The sequence below is a fragment of the Myxococcus sp. CA040A genome (genome assembly GCF_013336725.1).
Taxonomy (GTDB): domain Bacteria; phylum Myxococcota; class Myxococcia; order Myxococcales; family Myxococcaceae; genus Myxococcus; species Myxococcus llanfairpwllgwyngyllgogerychwyrndrobwllllantysiliogogogochensis.
Map to the genome: position 1 here is coordinate 688,610 of NZ_JABUMR010000005.1, position 17,471 is coordinate 706,080.

The 17,471-nt window shown below is 69.3% G+C and carries 16 protein-coding genes; 8 read left to right on the forward strand and 8 right to left on the reverse strand.

The genetic code is table 11. The annotated features are described in order from the left end of the window. Positions 1–16: 16 nt before the first annotated feature. A complete protein-coding gene (locus tag HUA75_RS24710; protein WP_174487771.1) occupies positions 17–733 on the reverse strand; it encodes a dienelactone hydrolase family protein in 717 nt (238 codons plus the stop codon). A gap of 310 nt (positions 734–1,043) precedes the next feature. Here HUA75_RS24710 and HUA75_RS24715 point away from each other — a divergent pair, with 310 nt between their 5' ends. After that, on the forward strand, positions 1,044–1,247 hold the full coding sequence (locus tag HUA75_RS24715) for a hypothetical protein (RefSeq protein ID WP_141648459.1): 204 nt from the start codon (positions 1,044–1,046) through the stop codon (positions 1,245–1,247). A 75-nt stretch (positions 1,248–1,322) separates the two neighbouring features. On the opposite strand, the gene HUA75_RS24720 is transcribed toward HUA75_RS24715, so the two are convergent. Both HUA75_RS24720 and HUA75_RS24725 read right to left on the reverse strand, forming a co-directional pair. Then, complete coding sequence (locus HUA75_RS24720) at positions 1,323–2,648, reverse strand: TerB family tellurite resistance protein (RefSeq protein WP_254627731.1); 1,326 nt, start codon at positions 2,646–2,648, stop codon at positions 1,323–1,325. A gap of 225 nt (positions 2,649–2,873) precedes the next feature. After that, positions 2,874–3,734 (reverse strand): metal-dependent hydrolase, encoded by an 861-nt coding sequence (locus HUA75_RS24725; RefSeq protein ID WP_141649427.1) that lies wholly within the window; start codon positions 3,732–3,734, stop codon positions 2,874–2,876. 228 nt (positions 3,735–3,962) lie between these two features. Between HUA75_RS24725 and HUA75_RS24730 the strand changes: the two genes are divergently transcribed. The 3 genes from HUA75_RS24730 (at position 3,963) to HUA75_RS24740 (ending at position 7,536) form a co-directional block, all read left to right on the forward strand. Beyond that, positions 3,963–5,819: an HSP90 family protein gene (locus HUA75_RS24730; protein ID WP_174487773.1), complete on the forward strand. Its 1,857-nt coding sequence runs from the start codon at positions 3,963–3,965 to the stop codon at positions 5,817–5,819. Next, complete coding sequence (locus tag HUA75_RS24735; RefSeq protein WP_174477383.1) at positions 5,819–6,937, forward strand: hypothetical protein; 1,119 nt, start codon at positions 5,819–5,821, stop codon at positions 6,935–6,937. The genes HUA75_RS24730 and HUA75_RS24735 overlap by 1 nt, the downstream gene beginning before the upstream one ends. A 308-nt stretch (positions 6,938–7,245) precedes the next feature. After that, complete coding sequence (locus tag HUA75_RS24740) at positions 7,246–7,536, forward strand: hypothetical protein (RefSeq protein WP_141649472.1); 291 nt, start codon at positions 7,246–7,248, stop codon at positions 7,534–7,536. 98 nt (positions 7,537–7,634) lie between these two features. Here HUA75_RS24740 and HUA75_RS24745 read toward each other — a convergent pair whose 3' ends face one another. From HUA75_RS24745 to HUA75_RS24765, 5 genes are all read right to left on the reverse strand, one after another. Then, positions 7,635–10,031 carry a Tex family protein gene (locus HUA75_RS24745; protein WP_174487774.1) on the reverse strand — a complete coding sequence of 799 codons (2,397 nt, stop codon included), beginning with the start codon at positions 10,029–10,031 and terminating at the stop codon, positions 7,635–7,637. Positions 10,032–10,076: 45 nt separating this feature from the next. Further along, on the reverse strand, positions 10,077–10,622 hold the full coding sequence (locus tag HUA75_RS24750) for a GNAT family N-acetyltransferase (RefSeq protein ID WP_174487775.1): 546 nt from the start codon (positions 10,620–10,622) through the stop codon (positions 10,077–10,079). A gap of 295 nt (positions 10,623–10,917) precedes the next feature. Beyond that, entirely contained in the window at positions 10,918–13,074 is a 2,157-nt protein-coding gene (locus tag HUA75_RS24755; RefSeq protein WP_246137822.1) for an alkaline phosphatase, read from the reverse strand. 237 nt (positions 13,075–13,311) lie between these two features. Further along, positions 13,312–14,403, reverse strand: a complete 1,092-nt coding sequence (gene recA, locus HUA75_RS24760; RefSeq protein ID WP_141648877.1) for a recombinase RecA — start codon at positions 14,401–14,403, stop codon at positions 13,312–13,314. A gap of 117 nt (positions 14,404–14,520) precedes the next feature. Then, positions 14,521–15,294, reverse strand: coding sequence for a hypothetical protein (locus HUA75_RS24765; protein ID WP_174487776.1), 774 nt, complete (start codon positions 15,292–15,294; stop codon positions 14,521–14,523). An 84-nt stretch (positions 15,295–15,378) separates the two neighbouring features. Here HUA75_RS24765 and HUA75_RS24770 point away from each other — a divergent pair, with 84 nt between their 5' ends. The 4 genes from HUA75_RS24770 to HUA75_RS24785 are packed head-to-tail and all read left to right on the forward strand — an operon-like array spanning position 15,379 to position 17,391. Further along, on the forward strand, positions 15,379–15,981 hold the full coding sequence (locus tag HUA75_RS24770; protein WP_246137821.1) for an RNA polymerase sigma factor: 603 nt from the start codon (positions 15,379–15,381) through the stop codon (positions 15,979–15,981). Next, a complete protein-coding gene (locus tag HUA75_RS24775) occupies positions 15,978–16,454 on the forward strand; it encodes an anti-sigma factor (protein WP_174487777.1) in 477 nt (158 codons plus the stop codon). Before HUA75_RS24770 ends, HUA75_RS24775 begins: the two co-directional genes overlap by 4 nt. After that, a complete protein-coding gene (locus HUA75_RS24780; protein WP_141648873.1) occupies positions 16,451–16,945 on the forward strand; it encodes a DUF3106 domain-containing protein in 495 nt (164 codons plus the stop codon). Before HUA75_RS24775 ends, HUA75_RS24780 begins: the two co-directional genes overlap by 4 nt. Next, positions 16,942–17,391, forward strand: coding sequence for a hypothetical protein (locus HUA75_RS24785; protein WP_174487778.1), 450 nt, complete (start codon positions 16,942–16,944; stop codon positions 17,389–17,391). The genes HUA75_RS24780 and HUA75_RS24785 overlap by 4 nt, the downstream gene beginning before the upstream one ends. The last annotated feature ends 80 nt before the right edge of the window (positions 17,392–17,471 follow it).

Genomic DNA, 17,471 nt, shown 5'->3' on the forward strand with positions numbered 1-17,471 from the left:
AAGAAGGTCCCCTTCGTCACACGGCTCCGTCCTGTTCGCCCGTCCACTCCAGGACTCCGGGGCCCGCCGCGGCGCGGAAGCAGTCGGAGAACCAGGCCGTGGCCATGCGCCCAGCGGAAGCGAGCGGGACTGGCTCGGGAAAACCTCGCGAGGCGCCGTCGAGCAACTGGAGCGCCTTGCATGTCTTCGGAGGGAGCCTGTCGAACACACCCCGGACCAGCGACACCCGGTCCGCGTCGTCGCCCGCACCGATGAGCAACGTGGGCACCCGCACGTCCGCGAGGAGCGCACCGGCCTTGTCGGGTCGGCCGCCCAACGTCACCACGGCCTGCACGCCTCCGGGCTGATGCGCGGCGGCCACGAGCACGGCGGCCGACCCCAGACCCGTGCCGAGGTAGCCCACCGGAAGCAACGAGAGGCTCTCGTCACGCTGGAGCCAGTCGCGAGCCACCTCCAACCGGTGCGCGATGAGCTCCACGTGAGAGCCCTGTCGCAGCGTCCAGTCCTCGGCCATCTCCTCGTCCGCGGTGCGCAACTCCAGCCACAGCGTCGCGAGCCCCGCCGCATGCAGGACACCCTGGAGACCACTGCCGCCGCCGTTCGCGTCGGCTCGCGGCGAGTCCGCATCTCCCGCGAGGATGACGAGCCCGCTCGCTCGCTCGGGAACGATGAGCCGCCCCGAGAGCAGACGTCCGCCCACGCCCACCTCCACGTCACGCTGGTGTACGCGCATCGACACGCCTCCCGCGAAAAGCAGGCCACCGCATGGGCCCGGGTCCGCCCGGTAAAGCTGGGACCCGTCCGCGCTTCTGGCAGCACCCTCTCTCGAAGAAACAGGGCAGCCCGGCGGGCGGGCGCTCGACGTGTCCCAGGCCCCGACAAGGTGAACGGCCGTTCCCCGAGGTCTCGCGACAACCATTCCCGAGCGGCTCGGATGGCATCGAAAAGACAAACATCCCTGACCGCCTGTATCCGGCCGGAAATGAGCCCCCGGTCAACCGGGTAGCCCTCCCGCGCGGAACCCTCCGCGCATGGGAGGAAACATGCGTCGAATCATGATGAGCGCGGCACTGATGGTGGGACTGGGCGGAGGCTTCAGCGTGGGAGCAAACCCGTTGCCGACTGAATCCGCGGGACCGACCCTCCCGGGCATCTGCAGCAGGAGCTTGTGCCAGCACCAATGCAGCCTGTCGGGAGCCACCGGCACCTGCTTCAACGGGATGTGCATCTGCACCATCGACCTGTAGCGGGCCGGGCCCTCCGCACCGTTGAACACGGAGTCCGCAGCCAGGGCGTCGCCACCTCGCGCCCTGGTGCAGTCCCTACCCTGCTTCGCGCTCCGGCCCGTAGTCCTCCGCGTCGTCGGGGAAGGGCACGGGCGCCTCGTCCTGGAACGAGCTGGGCAGCAGGCTGAACGGCAACAACTTGGCCAGCGCGGCCAGGAGCAGGAAGCCTCCAGGCGCCGCGAAGATGGCGAGCGCGGGAATGGCCTTGGCCACGTCGATGAGCTGCGCGCGCATGCGGTGCCGCTCGTCCTCCGTGAGCTTCTGCCGCCGCGCCAGCTTCGCCACCAGCACCGCCAGGTCGCCCGTCTCGCGGACCTCCTGCATCAGCCGGTAGAAGTTCTTCTCCAGCGTCTCCTGCATGCCGGCGACCATGTCGTCGCCCATGGCGCTCGCCGCGTCCCTCACGGTGAACACATCCACGATGGAGCGGTGGCGCGCATAGAACTCCGCCATCTCCAGCTCCAGCCGCCGCAGCTCCTCCTTCGGCACGTGCAGCGCGTCCGCCAGCTCGTCGATGAAGGCCCGCTCGCGACGCGTGCGCCGGCCATCCACCAGCGCAGCCAACAACGTCTGCTCCAGCAGGAAGTGCCGCATGTCCACGCTGCGCACCTGGCGCACCACGTCCCGCACGGAGCGCCGTCGCTCGAAGGACTGCTTCACCGCCGCCTTCAGCTCGGAGGCCATCGCCGCCGGCAGCTTCAAATCCTCCACCTGCTTGAGGATGGCCCGCCGAGCGGGTGTGCCCGGCTGCCGGTCCACACACGCCAGCCCCGTCAGCACGTCCACCAGCAGCGCCTTCTGCTTCGCCGCGAAGTCGGAGCGCCGCCGCACCTGCTCCTTCAACAACCGCCCGCTCGCGAAGTAGTCGATGGCCTGCCGGCAGAACAGCTGCGCGTCCGCGTACTGCGCGCCGTTGTGCAGCACCAGCCCATACACCGGGTCTCCGGCCAGCGTGGGCTCGCGCTTGCGCAGCGCCACCTCCACCTTCGCCACCTGGCGCTTCGTCACCGGCTTGCCCGCCGCGAGCTGCTCGGCCAGCGTCGACGCCAGCTCCAGCTCGCCGGACAACACCGCGAAGAGGACCAGCAGCTGCTCGCCCCGAGGCCCGGCCGGCGCGCCCACGTGCCGCGCCAGCTCCAGCGCCAGCGTCGCCAGCGTCCGCACCACCGCGTGGAAGAGCTGATCCTCCAGCGCCCGGGCATGCAGCTCCGTGTCCGGACCCGCCTCCAGGGACTCGGGAGGGTCCGCCGGCGTGCCGTACAAGAGCCCACTGGCGCGAAGGGTGCGCCGAAGGTACGCCCGGGCACGGGCGCGGCCCGAGCCCAGATGCAAGGCGGTCTCCTCCGAAGCGGGCGTGCCCATGTGAGCGGCGACCGCTTCATTGAGGAGCGGAGTGAGCCACCCCGCCTTGCTGAAATCCAACACCGGAACACCCCCGGACCCGCCTCGTGACGGTCCGGCGGATGTAACCCACCCGCCCCCGGGATTCCACCCACCCTTCGGGGGATTGACCGCCCGGAGTCAGCGGCCTCAGAACCGGGACTTCTACGGTCCCGGAAGAGTGCCGCCCCGGACGAAAAGCCCGGCCTACAGCGCGGTGGACTTCCCGGGCTCCAGGTCCATCACCTTCGCTGCGCCGCGCAGCTTCTTCAGCTCGCCCTTGAGCGCGTCCGGGTTGCCCTGGAGCAGCGGGAAGGTGCCGTAGTGCATGGGGACAATCGTCTGCGCCTTCAACAGCCGCGCCGCCTGCGCCGCCTCCGCGGGGCCCATGGTGAAGTGCCCGCCGATGGGCAGCATCGCCACGGTGGGCTTGAACTGGGTGGCGATGAGCTCCATGCCCGCGAAAGGACCGGTGTCACCCGCGTGGTACAGGGTGGGACCCTTCTCGATTTGAATCACGTACCCCAGCGGCGCGCCCGCGTAGTGCGACGGGCCCTTGGGGTCCGACTGGTAGCTGCTGGAGTGCACCGCCTGCACCAGGTGGATGGTGGCGTCCTTCACCTGGAACGTCCCGCCCGCGTTGGCGCCCACCGACTGCGCTTCCGGCAGGCCCAGCAGATTCACCAGCTCGAACGAGCCGAACACCTTCGCGCCCGTCTTCTGCGCCAGCGCCTTCGTCTCGCCCACGTGGTCGAAGTGTCCGTGGCTGACGAGGATGGCGTCGAGCGCCTCCGGCTGCGCGGTGTCCTTGGGCGCCTTGGGGTTGGTGAGCCACGGGTCGATGGCAATCACCGCTCCCCCCGGGGTGCGGATGACGAACGCCGCGTGGCCCCACCACGTCACCTCCGTCTTGCCCTTCGCCACGGCCGGAGCCTTCACGGCCTCCGCCTTCTTCGGCGCCGCCGCGCCCTGGGCCGGGGTGCCCTGCGCCGGAGCGCCCTGTGCTTGGGCCACCCCCGCGAACGTCACCAGCGCACCCACCGCGACTGCCACGAGCTCGTTCCGCATGGTTGTCCTCTCTCGGGTCGAAAAATCACGACGTGACGCCGGGGGCCCTCACGGCACGCCCCGGCCGAGCCGCCGCTTGGCACTGTCCGGGCGGCCATTCAAGGGCCTGGGTGAATCGCCTGCCCCTGGGGCGACAGATGCCTCGGCGGCCGGGTCGCCGCAATCTCGAAAACCGCAGGAGGTTCCTTCCCCGCCCGGGCCGTCCCCTGGGCTAACGTCGGGACAGCCGTGGACCACCGATTCCAAGTCAGCCTCCGCGGGGTCATCGACCTCCTGTCCCACCACCTCTACAGCTCCCCGGGCGTCTACCTCCGAGAGCTGCTCCAGAACGCCACCGACGCCATCCGCGCCCGGCAGCACCTGGAACCGGAACACCAAGGCACCGTCCGCCTCGAGTTGGTGGAGAAACAGGACGGCGGGCCTCCCACCCTCGTCTTCAGCGACGACGGCGTCGGACTGACGGAAGAAGAAATCCACCGCTTCCTGGCCACCATCGGCGAGTCCTCCAAGCGCGAGGCCCTGGAAGACCGGCGCAAGGACTTCATCGGCCAGTTCGGCATCGGCCTCCTGTCGTGCTTCATGGTCTGCGACGAACTGCTGCTGGTGACTCGCTCCGCGCGCGGGGACGGACGCACGCTGGAGTGGCGCGGCCGGCACGACGGCACGTATGCCGTGCGGGTATCCGAGCACCCGCTGGAGCGGCCGGGCACCCAGGTGTTCCTCGTCGCTCGCGCGGACATGGTGGAGTGGTTCGCCCCGGAGCGGCTGCGCCAGCTCGGCCGGCACTACGGCGGCCTCCTGCCCTTCCCCATCCAGCTCACCGTGGGCGCGGAGCAGGAGCGGCTGGACCTGGATGGCGCGCCCTGGCGCCGCGACTACGAGAGCGCGAGCGAGCGGCGCAAGGCGATGCTGGAGTACGGGCGAGAGGTCTTCGAGACGGACTTCATCGACTGCATCCCGCTGCGCTCGCAGGCGGGAGACGTGGACGGGGTGGCCTTCGTGCTCCCGGCCTCTCCGCACTTCAACTCCAAGCAGAAGCACCGTGTGTACCTGAAGCACATGCTCTTGTCGGAGAGCGCGGAGAACCTGCTGCCGGAGTGGGCGTTCTTCGTGAAGTGCGTGGTGAACGCCAACGCGCTGCGCCCCACCGCCAGCCGCGAGTCCTTCTACGAGGACGGCGCGCTCGCCCAGGCGCGCGAGGCCCTGGGCCACGGGCTGCGCAAGTACCTGGTGGACCTGGCGCACGAGGACCCGCGCGCGCTGCAGCGGCTGATTGGCCTGCACGGGCTGAGCATCAAGGCCCTGGCGCTGGACGATGACGACTTCTACCGGCTGGTGATTGGCTGGCTGCCCTTCGAGACATCGCTGGGGGTGACGACGCTGGCGGAGTACCGGCGCGCGTACCCGGTGGTGCGCTTCACGGCGACGCTGGACGGATTCCGTCAGGTGGCGCGCGTGGCGGGGGCGCAGGGGCTGTGCATCATCAACGCGGCGTACACGCACGACGCGGCGCTCCTGGAGAAGCTGCCGCACGTGGTGGAGGGCGCGCAGGTGGAGCCCTTCTCCGCGGCGGACCTGCCGCAGAGCTTCGAGGAGCTGACGATGGACGAGCGCGACGCGGTCTTCCCGCTGTTGCGCACGGCCGAGCAGGTGCTGTCCCCGTTCCACTGCGGCGTGGTGGTGAAGAAGTTCTTCCCGGCGGAGGTGCCCACGCTCTACAGCGCCGACGAGGAGGGCGCCTTCCGACGTGACGCCGAGCGCGCGCGAGACGAGTCCGACGACCTCTACGCGAGCGTGCTGGAGGGGGTCATGGCGGCGGCGGGCGGCGAGCCGGCGCAACTGTGCTTCAACCTGCACAACCCGGTGGTGCGGCGGCTGGCGGCGGTGACGGACCGGAACATGATGAAGCTGTCGGTGGAGATGCTCTACGTGCAGGCGTTGCTGCTGGGTCAGCACCCGTTGAACGCGCAGGAGATGACGCTGCTCAACCAGGGGTTGCTGGGGCTCATCTCCGCGCAGCTCGGCACGGGGGGCTCGGGCGGCGGAGAGGGTGACGGGGGCGTGGGCTCGGGAGGGCTGCACTGATGGCCGGCGACTGGCGCGAGGAGGCCCAGGCGCTGTGGGACCGGGCGGGCAAGCAGAAGTCGAGCGAGAGCAAGGTGAAGCTGCTGGAAGAGGCGGTGCGGATGGCCGACTCCCACGGCGACGTGGACATGGGCTATCAGCTCCGCGACGACCTCATCGACGCGGCGACCTTCGGCGGCTACCCGGACAAGGCGCTGGTGGCCTTCGCGTGGTGCCGGGGCCAGCAGAAGAAGGACCCGGAGCGCTTCGAGCCGGAGGGCCTGCTCTGGAAGCAGAAGTGGGTGGTGGGGCGCATCAAGGAGTTCCCCCACATCTCGCGCAAGCAGATTACGGACGCGCTGGACGACATCGAGCAGTGCTTCACCAAGGTGGATGCCGGCAAGCGCTCGGTGCTGAAGCTGCGCTACCAGACGGCGCGGGACATGGGCGACGACGCGGCGGAGGTGGACCGGTTGTGGGCCTCCTGGCTCGCGACGCCCAGGGACCACCTGACGGACTGCCGCGCGTGCGAGCTGGATGACGAACTGGACCACCACGTCGAGAAGGGCGAGTGGGAGCAGGCGCTGCGCAAGGCGAAGCCCATCCTGGAGGGGCGGGTGAAGTGCGCGGAGATTCCGCACCTCACGCTGGGCACGCTCTTGTATCCGCTGTTCAAGCTGGGCGAGCTGGAGCGGGCCGCGGAGATGCATCGCCGGGGCTACAGCCTGACGTCGAAGAACCGCGACTTCCTGGCCACGGTGGGCGACCACATCGAGTTCCTCACGCTGACGGGGAACCTGGCGCGCGGGCTGGCGCTGCTGGAGAAACACCTGGAGTGGACGCTGGACCACGGGAGCTTCAACGACCGCTTCATCTTCCTCGTGGCGGCGACGTTCCTCCTGGAGCGCGTGAAGGCCACGGGAGACCGGGACGTGGTGAGCCTGCGGCTGACCAAGGCATTCCCGGAGCACCGCGCCGACGGCGGGTACGAAGTGAAGGCGCTGCACGCGTGGATGCTCAAGCAGGCGAAGGACATCGCCACGCGCTTCGACACGCGCAACGGCACGGACCGCTACGCGCGGCGGCTCGCGCGAATCCAGCGGCTCGCGGAAGAAGTGCGCGAGTTCCCGCTCGATTGACGCACGGCGTGACGCGGGCTGCCCTTAGGGGGCCCGCGGACGCGCACGCGGCCCGAACCGGAATTGACCGAAATCCGGATTTTGCCGCGTTGCGTCTGTGAATAAAGCATCAGTCCTTGCGAGTCATTGCGGACTTCGCACTTCCATCCCATGGACTTTCACATATCAATAGCGCGCGCCCATCCCAGGCGCCCCGACGGATGCTTGCCATTCCGCCGGACCCTCGAAGTCAGACAGGACGCACCATGCATCTCGTAAGGCTTTCCCTCCTGACGGTGTTCGCAGTGGTCGCTACGGCTTGTGGTGGTATGGAGTTGGACGAGGGAGGCACGACGGAGCCCGTCACGCCGCCCGCCCAGGAGCAGGTGTCGCCCGACACGACGTCGGAGGACGGCAACAACGTCAGCGCGTTCGCCGCGTGTAGTGGCTATGACGGCAACAACTACTGCTTCGCGGAATGCAACGACACCATCAACTACTGGTACGTGGTTGGGCATGTCTCCACGGTCGGCTACGGCAACTGCGCCTCGGCGGCGTTCGCCTTCTGCAGGTCCATTGGCTACAACGGCCACAATGGCGCCTGCTGGGGTTACCCCTAGCCGTCAGCCATTGACGCCGCACTCATAGACAGACGTCACGCCCCGCCAAGGTCCACCGGCGGGGCGTACTTCCAGGCGTCTCGACAGCCCCTCGCCACTCAGCGCTTGAGGTTCTTGAACGGGTTGTTGAACGGCTCCGGGCCCTTCTTGTCCTTGTCGCTCCCGCCCGAACCCGGCCGCTGACCTCCAGACTGCGAACCCGCGCCCTGCCCGCCCGGACGCGCACCGGAAGCCCCCTTCCCTCCGCCACCCGAGCCCGAGGTCCGTTCTCCGCCCCGGTCCGTCATCCGCCCCGCGCCCGACGCGCCACCCACGGCGGGTCGGCCCGAAGGCTGCGGCGTGCCGCCCTCCTGCGCCGCGCGCACCGACAGCGCCAGTCGCTTGCGCTGCAAATCCACGGTGAGCACACGCACCGTCAGCCGGTCCCCCACCTTCACCACCTCGGAGGGGTCCTTCACGAACTTCGTCGAAATCTGGGACACGTGGACAAGGCCATCCTGGTGCACGCCCACGTCCACGAAGGCGCCGAACGCGGTGACGTTCGTCACCACCCCCTGGAGCACCATGCCCTCCTTCACGTCCTCCAGCGTGCGCAGGTCGTCCCGCATCACCGGCGCGGTGAAGTCGCCGCGAGGGTCCCTGCTCGGCTTCTCCAGCTCCGCGAGGATGTCCTTCAGCGTCAGCTCTCCCAGGTCCGGGCCCAGGTAGCGCTTGGGGTCGATTTTCCGCACCAGCGCGGCGTTCCCCACGAGCGAGCCCACCTCCACGCCCAGGTCCTTCGCCATGCGCTCCACCACCGAGTAGCGCTCCGGATGCACCGCGCTCGAGTCCAGCGGCTCCGGCCCTCGCACGCGCAGGAAGCCCGCAGCCTGCTCGAACGTCTTGGGCCCCAGGCCGCTCACCTTCAGCAACTCGCGCCGCGTGGTGAAGCGCCCCTTCGAGGCCCGGTGCGCCACCAGCTTCTTCGCCAGCGACGGGCCCACGCCGGACACGTGCTCCAGCAACTGCGGTGAGGCGGTGTTCACATCCACGCCCACCGCGTTCACGCACGAGTCCACCACCTCGCCCAGCTTCTTCTTCAAGAGCCCCTGGTCCACGTCGTGCTGGTACTGCCCGACGCCGATGCTCTTCGGGTCTATCTTCACCAGCTCCGCGAGCGGGTCCTGCAAGCGCCGGCCAATGGACACCGCGCCCCGCAGGCTGACGTCCATTTCCGGGAACTCGTCACGGGCCACCTCGGACGCCGAGTAGATGGACGCGCCCTGCTCGCTCACCGACACCACCGGCACCTGCGAACCCAGGGCCTTCAGCGTGTCGCGAACGAAGGTCTCCGCCTCGCGGCTGCCCGTCCCGTTGCCTACCGCGATGAGCTCCGGCTTGTGCTTCTGCACCACGGCCGACAGCAGCTTCGCCGCGCGCACCCGCTCGTCCGCGCCGCGCTCCGAGTAGAGCGTCACCGTCTCCGCCACGCTGCCCGTGTTGTCCAGCATGGCCAGTTTGATTCCCGTGCGCAGGCCCGGGTCCAACGCGAGCACCGCGCGCGCGCCCGCCGGAGCGGTGAGCAGCAGGTGCCGCAGGTTCTCCCCGAAGACGCCAATGGCGCCCTTGTCCGCGCGCTCCTTCAGCTCCGCGCGCAGCTCCGACTCCAGCGACGGCCCCAACAGCCGCTCCCAGCTGTCATCCACCGCGGCGCGCAGCTCCGAGGCGAAGAGGGACTGTGGCTTCGTCACCACGCGCCCACCGAGCAACGCCTTCACCTCGTCATCCGGCATGTTGAGCTTCACCTTCAACACGCCCTCCTCCTCACCGCGCAAGAGCGCCAGCACGCGGTGCGACGGGGCCTGGGACAGGGGCTCCTCGTGGCCGTAGTAGTTCTCGAACTTGGTGGGCTCGTTCTTCTTCGCGGGCACCACGTCCGAGCGCAGCGTGCCCCGCTTCGCGCACACCTCGCGCGTCGCGCGGCGCAGCCCCGCGTCCTCGCTCACCCGCTCCGCGCAGATGTCGCGCGCGCCCGCGAGCGCCGCCGCCAGGTCCGGCACCTCCTTCTCCGCGTTGACGAAGGGGCGCACCTTCGCGTCCGCGTCCTCGCCCCGCTTCCCCTCCTGCTTCCACAGGAGGTCCGCCAGGGGCTCCAGCCCCTTCTCCCGAGCGATGGCCGCGCGCGTGCGGCGCTTGGGCTTGTACGGAAGGTACAGGTCCTCCAGCTCGGTGCGCGTCTTGGCCGCCTTGAGCGCCTTCGCCAGCTCCGGCGTCAGCTTCCCCTGCTCCTCCACGGAGCGCAGAATCGTGTCGCGGCGCGAGTCCAGCTCGGTGCGCTCGGAGGCCTTGTCGAGGATGGTCTGGATTTGAACCTCGTCCAGCCCTCCCGTGACTTCCTTGCGATAGCGCGCGATGAAGGGAACGGTGGCTCCGTCGGCGTTCAGCGCCAGGGTGCGGTCCACCTGCTCGGGCCGGAGCCCCAGCTCCTGCGACAACTCAGCGGCGTAGGCGTGCATGACGCCCCTTCTATAACCCGGTCCCCACGCGGCTCCCAGCGCACGTCACCCGCGCTGTCGGGACTCCCACTCAGAGCGCAACAGTCCCCAATATTGCTGGTCCTTGCGCTCCCCGCGCAGCATGCAGTGCCCGCGCATCGTCCCCTCCAGCGTGAAGCCCAGCTTGCGCGCCACGCCCTGGGACGCCAGGTTCTCCGACAGCGTCGTCAGCCACACCCGCTCCAGGAAGGGCAAGGTGAAGAGGCGCTCCAGCATCATCCCCACCGCGCGCGAGCCCAACCCGCGCCCGTGGTACGCCTCCGACAACATGTAGCCCAGCTGCGCCCGACCATGCTCCCGGGACACGTCCCGAGCGGACACCGTGCCCACCCACGCGTCCTGGTACCGCACGAACCAGCGAAACCCCTTCGCCCGAGGCTCCTCCAGCGAGCTCGCCTCCAGGATGCGCTTCACCAGCGTCTCCGGTGAGTCCTCCTCGGTGGCCACGTAGCGCCGCGCGGCGGCTTCCGCGCGCAGCGACATCCAGAAGTCCACATGCTCGGGCCGGGCGGGAACGAGGTGGAGGTCCGAAGCCGAGGAGCCAGTCGTCATGGCCCGACTTCTAACGCGTTCCACCTCGGAGGACTGCTTCCACGGCGGCGCCCCTCGCTCCGCCGGAGAGCCGCCGACCTCAAGGCCAGCGGCGCTCGTGCCTCGAAGGGCCCTACGGAGTCACGCCGACGTCAGTCGGTCGTTTCGGAGACGATGGGGCTGGTGGGCGTAGTCCCGCGCACCTGGGTGCGAGACCCTCACGCCCGAGACGCAACGAGGGCCGCCACCGGAGCGTCCTGGCTCCCGGCGCGGCCCTCGTCACTCCCCTCGCGTGGCGAGGGTGAGTGTCACGTCATCAGAGTTTGGTAATCGTCCCGTTCTCGATGCGGAAGTCCACGCGCGTGAACTTCGCCGCGAGCTCGCTGTCCGTCTTGAACGAGTAGTCCTTGGCCACCTCGGAGCTGGGGATGAGGTGGTAGGAGGCCAGCGCCTGCGTGCCCTTGAGCTCCATCACCACGAAGCCGTGCTCGTCACCATTGACGTAGCGCATGCCCGGGTTGGAGGCCATGAGCGAATCGTTCAACTGCGTGACGACGTACTTGTAGATGGGGCTGTTGGGCGCGTAGCCCGCGCCGAAGACGGCCAGACCCGCCAGCTCCTTGATGGAGCCGGAGGTAATCGCGGGCGCAGTCAGCGTGGGCACGCCCGACTCCTCCGACGCGAACGACGCGTGGATGTCGCCGGAGATGAACATCGCGTTCTTCACCTGGTTTGCCCGGACGAACGCCAGCAGCTCCTCCTTCTTCGTGGGGAAGCCGTCCCACTGGTCCACGCTGAAGTAGAACGCCTGACGCAGCGTCGCTTCACCGATGTCCGGCTTGTCGGACAGGTCGAACACCATGGACGTCATCGACACGGAGCTGACGACAATCTTCCAGGTGTTGGTCGACTGCAGCTGCGTCTGGAGCCACGCCTGCTGCGCCTGGCCGAGCACGTCCTCCGTGGCTCCCTGCGAGGCCCCGTAGGTGAGGCGCGAGAACAAGTCATAGATGGGCTTCACCACGATGTAGCGCGAGCCCTGGATGCCGAACAGGCCCGCCTTGCCCATGTGCACGTAGGCCAGACCCCGGGGCGCGCCCGTCGCGGAGAGCAGCGGAATCGCCGGCTGCTGCGCCGCCACACGCGCGGTGTTCACCGCCGTCAGCACCTGGTTGACGTAGAAGAGCGACTGGCCGCCCTTCACCCATGACCCGGCCTTCTCCGTGGCCTCCGCCTGGGTGAGGCCCGCGCCCATCGCCTGCTGCACGTACGCGCCCTGCAACACCGCCTTCTGCACGGCGTGCTCCGCCGCGTCGATGTCCACGTAGGCGAACGTCTCCGACTGGAGCAGCGCCTGCACCGGCGCGGGCAGGTTCGGCAGCGCCACGGCCAGCAGCTGCGCGGGCACCGCCACCCGGCCCGGGTACGCGTCCTCGGGGATGAGGTGGTCCGGACGGAAGGTGCGGTAGTCGGCCACCGCCAGCTTCAGCGCCTTGCCGAACTCGAAGTCACGGTAGACGCGCGTGTTCGGGTACACCGGCGCGGCCGCCGGGTCCATGGCGCCCTCCGCCGAGTTCGTGTTGTCCAGTGGGATGTACTCGAAGAAGGCCCGCTCCGAGTTCTGCTTGCGCTCCAGTTGCAGCTCCGACGCGCGCCCATCCAGGTACGTCGCGTTGGGCCCCCAGCTGTCGTCGGAGAACTCGTGGTCGTCCCAGATGACGATGAACGGGTAGCGCTCATGGACCTTCTGGATGATTTTGTCCGTGCGCAGCGTCTTGTAGAGGTCGCGGTAGTTGGACAGCGAGTTGGCCGCGAAGAAGGCCCTCAGCCCCGTGCCCACCTTCAGCGCCTTCTCCGGCTCGCTGAACTTCACCGTCCGGGTGTCGCCGCCCGACTGGAAGGACGGGTCGCCCGTCGTCTCGTAGACGTAGTCGCCGAGGAACACGACGAAGTCCAGGTCCTCGTCGAGCTGCAGCAGCCGCTGCCACGCGTTGTAGTAACGGCCGATGTAGTCCTGGCAGCTGGCGAAGGCGAACTTCACCGCCACGTCGTCCCCGGCCGCCGGCGCCGTGCGGGTGCGGCCCGTCGCCGTCGTGTACTTCTGCCCGCCCGTCTCGAAGGTGAAGCGGTAGTAGTACGTCGTGCGCGGCGACAGGTTCGTCACCTTCACCTTCAGCGCATGGTCATTCGCCACCAGCGCCGTGAAGCTCCTGTCCAACACCAGGCTCGAGAAGCTCTCGCTCGTCGACACCTCCAGCCGCACCGGCGCATCCGCGCCCGCGTTGTCGGGGTTCACCGCGCGCACCCACAACACCACGCTGTCCGGACGCGGATCTCCCGAACAGATGGACTGAGGGAAGTACTTCGCACCGTCATGGGTCTGCGTGTCGTCGTCGGAACAGCCGAATGAGGTGCTTGCCGCGACGGCAACCACGGCCTGCAGGAAGCTGCGACGCTTCAATCTGTCGAACAAGGCGGGACTCCCGAAATGGAGCGCGGGTGAAGGACCAGCGCGCGCGAGTCTACGGCCCTCGTCCATCACTCCGGAAACATCCCCGCCACGCCTCCGACACAACGCACCGTGTCAGCACTCCGCGACGCATGCGACTCACGCGGCCCGCATGAAACACGACGGGGCTGCCCTCGACTGGAGAGGACAGCCCCGAACGGCGTGTCGAGAGGCGGCTCGCGAGGAGCCGCCGTCACCAACTCACTTCACGGCCTTCACGCGCGGGCGCTTCTCGGTGGTGGCCTCGGCGGGAGCCTCCTCCGCGGCGGGAGCGGCGGCGGCGCCCGGGCCCTTCGCGATGCCGTACTTCTCCAGCACGCGCGCCTCAATCTCCTTCGCCACCTCCGGGTGCTCCCGCAGGTAGTCCTTCGCGTTCTCACGGCCCTGGCCGATGCGCTCTCCATTGAAGGAGAACCAGCTGCCGCTCTTCTCCACGATGTTGTCGTTGGAGGCCAGGTCGATGAGGTCGCCCTCACGGGAGATGCCCGAGCCGTACATGATGTCGAACTCGACCTCCTTGAACGGAGGGGCCACCTTGTTCTTCACGACCTTCACGCGGGTGCGGCTGCCCACCACGTTATCGCCGTTCTTGATGGCGCCGATGCGGCGGATGTCCATGCGCTGCGACGCGTAGAACTTCAGCGCGTTGCCGCCCGTGGTCGTCTCCGGGTTGCCGAACATCACGCCAATCTTCATGCGAATCTGGTTGATGAAGATGACGCACGTCTGGCTCTTGGAGATGGTGCCCGTGAGCTTGCGCAGCGCCTGGCTCATGAGGCGCGCCTGCACGCCCATGTGCGCATCGCCCATCTCGCCCTCGAGCTCCGCCTTGGGGACGAGCGCGGCCACCGAGTCCACCACCAGCACGTCGATGGCGCCCGAGCGCACCAGCATCTCCGCGATTTCGAGCGCCTGCTCACCGGTGTCCGGCTGGCTCAGGAGCAGGTCGTCGGTGCGCACGCCCAGCTTGCGCGCATAGCCCACGTCCAGCGCGTGCTCCGCGTCCACGTAGCCGCAGATGCCACCGCGCTTCTGCGCCTCCGCGACGATGTGGAGACACAGCGTCGTCTTGCCGGAGGACTCCGGTCCGAAAATCTCGATGATTCGGCCCTTCGGCACGCCGCCCACGCCCAAGGCGATGTCCAAGGAAATCGAGCCCGTCGAAATGGCCTGCACGTCGTGCATCAGCGGCTCGTCGTTGCCGAGCCGCATGATCGAACCCTTACCGAACTGGCGCTCCACCGCGGACATCGCCAGCTCGATCGCCTTTTCCTTCTCCTGATTCACGGCCATTTGACTTGAGCTCCTTGTATTGGCGAGCCACCCCGGCTCACCTGAACGCGCTTTTAGTACGCGATGGGTAAACCCTAGTCCACCCCTCTGACATCCGTGTTGCATCCTGTCGGTCAGCTAGCTCTCGCGGAGGGCAGCCAGGAGGACGGCGACCGCGCCTGCCACACCTGCCCACAGCCCCCCGGCGTGGCCGGCCGACCCCAGGGCCAACAGCAGCCCGTAGCCCGACACGAGGGCCAGCAGGCCCAGGCCCAGCCGGTACACGGGACTGCGAGGCGGGGCAAGCCACAAGGCCATCATCGCCAGCACGCTCAGGCCCACCTGCAAGGTCACCGTGCCTTCGACGGTGCCCGGCCGCAGCAGCTCCTCGAGGACCTGGGCCAGCAGCCCGCCGGTGAGCACCGTGGCGGGCACTCCGGCCCCGAAATCGAAAACGCTCTTGCGGCCGCCGGGCCGGGCCGCGGTGTTGGCGCGCAGGTGCTTGAGGTCGTCGGGCTCGACTTCCAGGGCGTAGGGAAAGCCCAGGGACAGCAGCGCCTCCACCGCCACCGCGCGGCAGGAGCGCCCGTCGGCGTCCACCAGTCCGTCCAGCCTTCCGCCGTCGAGCAGCCGGTGCAGGGTGTCCGCCACCTGCCGCTCCCCGCCGCCGGTCCCCAACTGCTTCAGGACTTCATTGAGGCGCGCGGCCGCCGCGGGCCGCTCCGCCTGGGAGGCCCCCACGGCCTGCTCCACCCGCACCAGCACGGGCAGGGGCAGCTCCACCGGAGGCGTGGGCCGTCCGGCCGCCTCTGACGGAGGAGGTGCCCAGGCGGCGAGGTCCGCCAGACGCTCCTCGTCCGCGCCCTCCTCGGGTCTGGAGCTGGGTGGATGTGTGCGCGTGGCGTCCGACACGGGGAGACTGTATCCACGGAGGCCCGCGCGGTTCAAAGAGACGGTGTCCGCAACTTCTTGCGGGTAACGGGGTTGAAGTCGACCGTGGACGTGGATTCGGACGCACAGGCGATGCTGAAGGTGGCCGCGGGGGACCGTCGGGCGTTCGCCTGGCTGTTCGACCGCTACCATGCGAGCGTGGCGCGTTTCGCCTTCCGCTTCGTGGGAGACAGGGAGCGCGCGGAGGAGCTGACGCAGGACATCTTCGTGAAGCTCTACCGCAACGCGAAGGCGTACCAGCCCACGGCGCGCTTCAAGACGTTCCTGTTCCGGGTGGCCACCAATCACTGCCTCAACGAAGTACGGCGCGGGGAGTACCGCGTGGCCCACACGTCCACCGAGGCGCCGGACGGCGAGGAGACCGGAGGCGTGGAGATGGCGGGGCCGGACGGCGACAGGCCGGACCAGGCGCTGGCGGGACGGGAGCTGGAGCAGGCGGTGGGCGACGCGCTCCGCGACATGAGTGACCGGGAGCGCGCGGCCTTCACCATGTGCCGCTTCGAGGGCATGGCCTACCGGGACATCGCGGAGGCGCTGGAGGCGAGCGAGTCCGCCGTGAAGAGCCTCATCCACCGGGCGACGCTGGCGGTGGCGCGCAGGATTGAAGAGCTGCAGGCGGGCACCGTGCCCGCGAGGAGCAGGGCATGAGCTGTCATTTCGAGGAAGACCTCACGGCCTACGTGGACGGCGAGCTGCCCGCGGCCCGCCGCGAGCAAGTCGCATCCCACCTGGTCGGCTGCACCGGGTGCCGCGCGACGGAGGCGCTCCTGCGCCACACGGTGGCAAGGGTTTCGGAGTTGCCGGACTTCGTGCCGTCGGCGGACACGAGGCGCGCGGTGCTGGCGAAGCTGGATGCGCTGCCGGTGCCGTGGTGGGAGCGGCTGCGGACGTTGCTGCGCCCGGCGGTGCTGGTGCCCTCGGCGGGGCTGGCCGTGGCGGTGGGGCTGGCGCTGGTGGTGGTGGGGCCGGGCCCCGAGGCACCCGAGGAGCTGGAGGACCCGGCGGTGATGGAGCTGGCGGCGAACCTGGAGCTGGTCGAGGACTACGAGCTGTTGGGGCTCGACAGTCCCGAGGACCTGGAGGTCGTCGCGAGCCTCCACGAACTGGAGGTGGCGCAATGACGGGCCGGACGTGGATGGCGCTGGGCCTGGGGGTGGCGCTGCTGACGGGCGCGGCCGCGCGCGCGGAGACGGAGCGTCCGGCGACGGCCGCCGAGCGCTTCGAGAAGATGACGCCGGAGCAGAAGCAAGCGCTGCGCGGAAAGCTGCGCGAGTTCAAGTCGCTGCCGAAGGACGAGCAGACGCGCATTCGGGGCAACCTGGAGCGCTGGCGCAAGCTGCCCCCCGAGGAGCGCGAGCGGCTGCGCGCCAACCAGCGGGAGCTGCGCAAGCTCAACGTCGCCGAACGGCAGGCCCTGCGTGAGCAGGCGCGCGAGCTGAGGAAGATGGACCCGGAGCGGCGCGCCGCGATGCGCCAGCGGATGAAGGCCTACCTGCGGGAGAACCCGGAGCGGCGCGAGCAGCTCATGGAGAACATGCGCCGCTGGCGGCAGATGACGCCCGAGCAGCGCCAGGAGATGCGGGAGCGCGTGCGCGAGAGGCGGCGCCGGTGAGCCCCGCCTCGCCGCTCGTGTTGTTCATGATGCTCCTGGCGGCCCCGTTGGCCGCCGCGCGGTCGGCGCCGACGCCGGAGCGAGACGCGAGGCCCCTCGTCGGCACCGCGCGCACTGTCTCCACGCGCCCGACACCCACGATGAAGCGTGACGCGCGGCCCTTCGTCGGCACCGCGCTCGCCTCCTCCGCCTCCGCGCGCTCGGACCCCACTCCTGGACACGCGGGAGCCCCGCGCACCCTTGGCGCGAGCCCGTCGGAGACTCCTCGCACCGAGGAAGCTCCCCTCCCCCCGGTCCCCGCCAGGACGCCGTCGCGTGAGCCCACCCGACCCGCGACAGTCCTGTCAGAGGAGGACCGCGAGGTGGTGGAGAACCTGGAGCTGCTGGAGAGCATGGACGCCGCCGAGGACCTGGAGCTGCTGATGGAGCTGGCCCAACAGGACTGAGCGCTCCCCGCGCGGCACGAAGTCCTCTCGAGAACGACGAAAGCCCGAGTTCCCTCGAGGGGAACCCGGGCTTCGCGTAC

What these genes read in the sequence shown, in the direction of transcription:
- HUA75_RS24740 (WP_141649472.1), top strand. Translation starts at nt 7,246, where the DNA reads ATGGAGTTGGACGAGGGAGGCACGACGGAGCCCGTCACGCCGCCCGCC.
- HUA75_RS24775 (WP_174487777.1), top strand. Translation starts at nt 15,978, where the DNA reads ATGAGCTGTCATTTCGAGGAAGACCTCACGGCCTACGTGGACGGCGAG.
- HUA75_RS24710 (WP_174487771.1), bottom strand. Translation starts at nt 733, where the DNA reads ATGCGCGTACACCAGCGTGACGTGGAGGTGGGCGTGGGCGGACGTCTG.
- HUA75_RS24720 (WP_254627731.1), bottom strand. Translation starts at nt 2,648, where the DNA reads ATGGGCACGCCCGCTTCGGAGGAGACCGCCTTGCATCTGGGCTCGGGC.
- recA (WP_141648877.1), bottom strand. Translation starts at nt 14,403, where the DNA reads ATGGCCGTGAATCAGGAGAAGGAAAAGGCGATCGAGCTGGCGATGTCC.
- HUA75_RS24745 (WP_174487774.1), bottom strand. Translation starts at nt 10,031, where the DNA reads ATGCACGCCTACGCCGCTGAGTTGTCGCAGGAGCTGGGGCTCCGGCCC.
- HUA75_RS24750 (WP_174487775.1), bottom strand. Translation starts at nt 10,622, where the DNA reads ATGACGACTGGCTCCTCGGCTTCGGACCTCCACCTCGTTCCCGCCCGG.
- HUA75_RS24715 (WP_141648459.1), top strand. Translation starts at nt 1,044, where the DNA reads ATGCGTCGAATCATGATGAGCGCGGCACTGATGGTGGGACTGGGCGGA.
- HUA75_RS24735 (WP_174477383.1), top strand. Translation starts at nt 5,819, where the DNA reads ATGGCCGGCGACTGGCGCGAGGAGGCCCAGGCGCTGTGGGACCGGGCG.
- HUA75_RS24780 (WP_141648873.1), top strand. Translation starts at nt 16,451, where the DNA reads ATGACGGGCCGGACGTGGATGGCGCTGGGCCTGGGGGTGGCGCTGCTG.
- HUA75_RS24725 (WP_141649427.1), bottom strand. Translation starts at nt 3,734, where the DNA reads ATGCGGAACGAGCTCGTGGCAGTCGCGGTGGGTGCGCTGGTGACGTTC.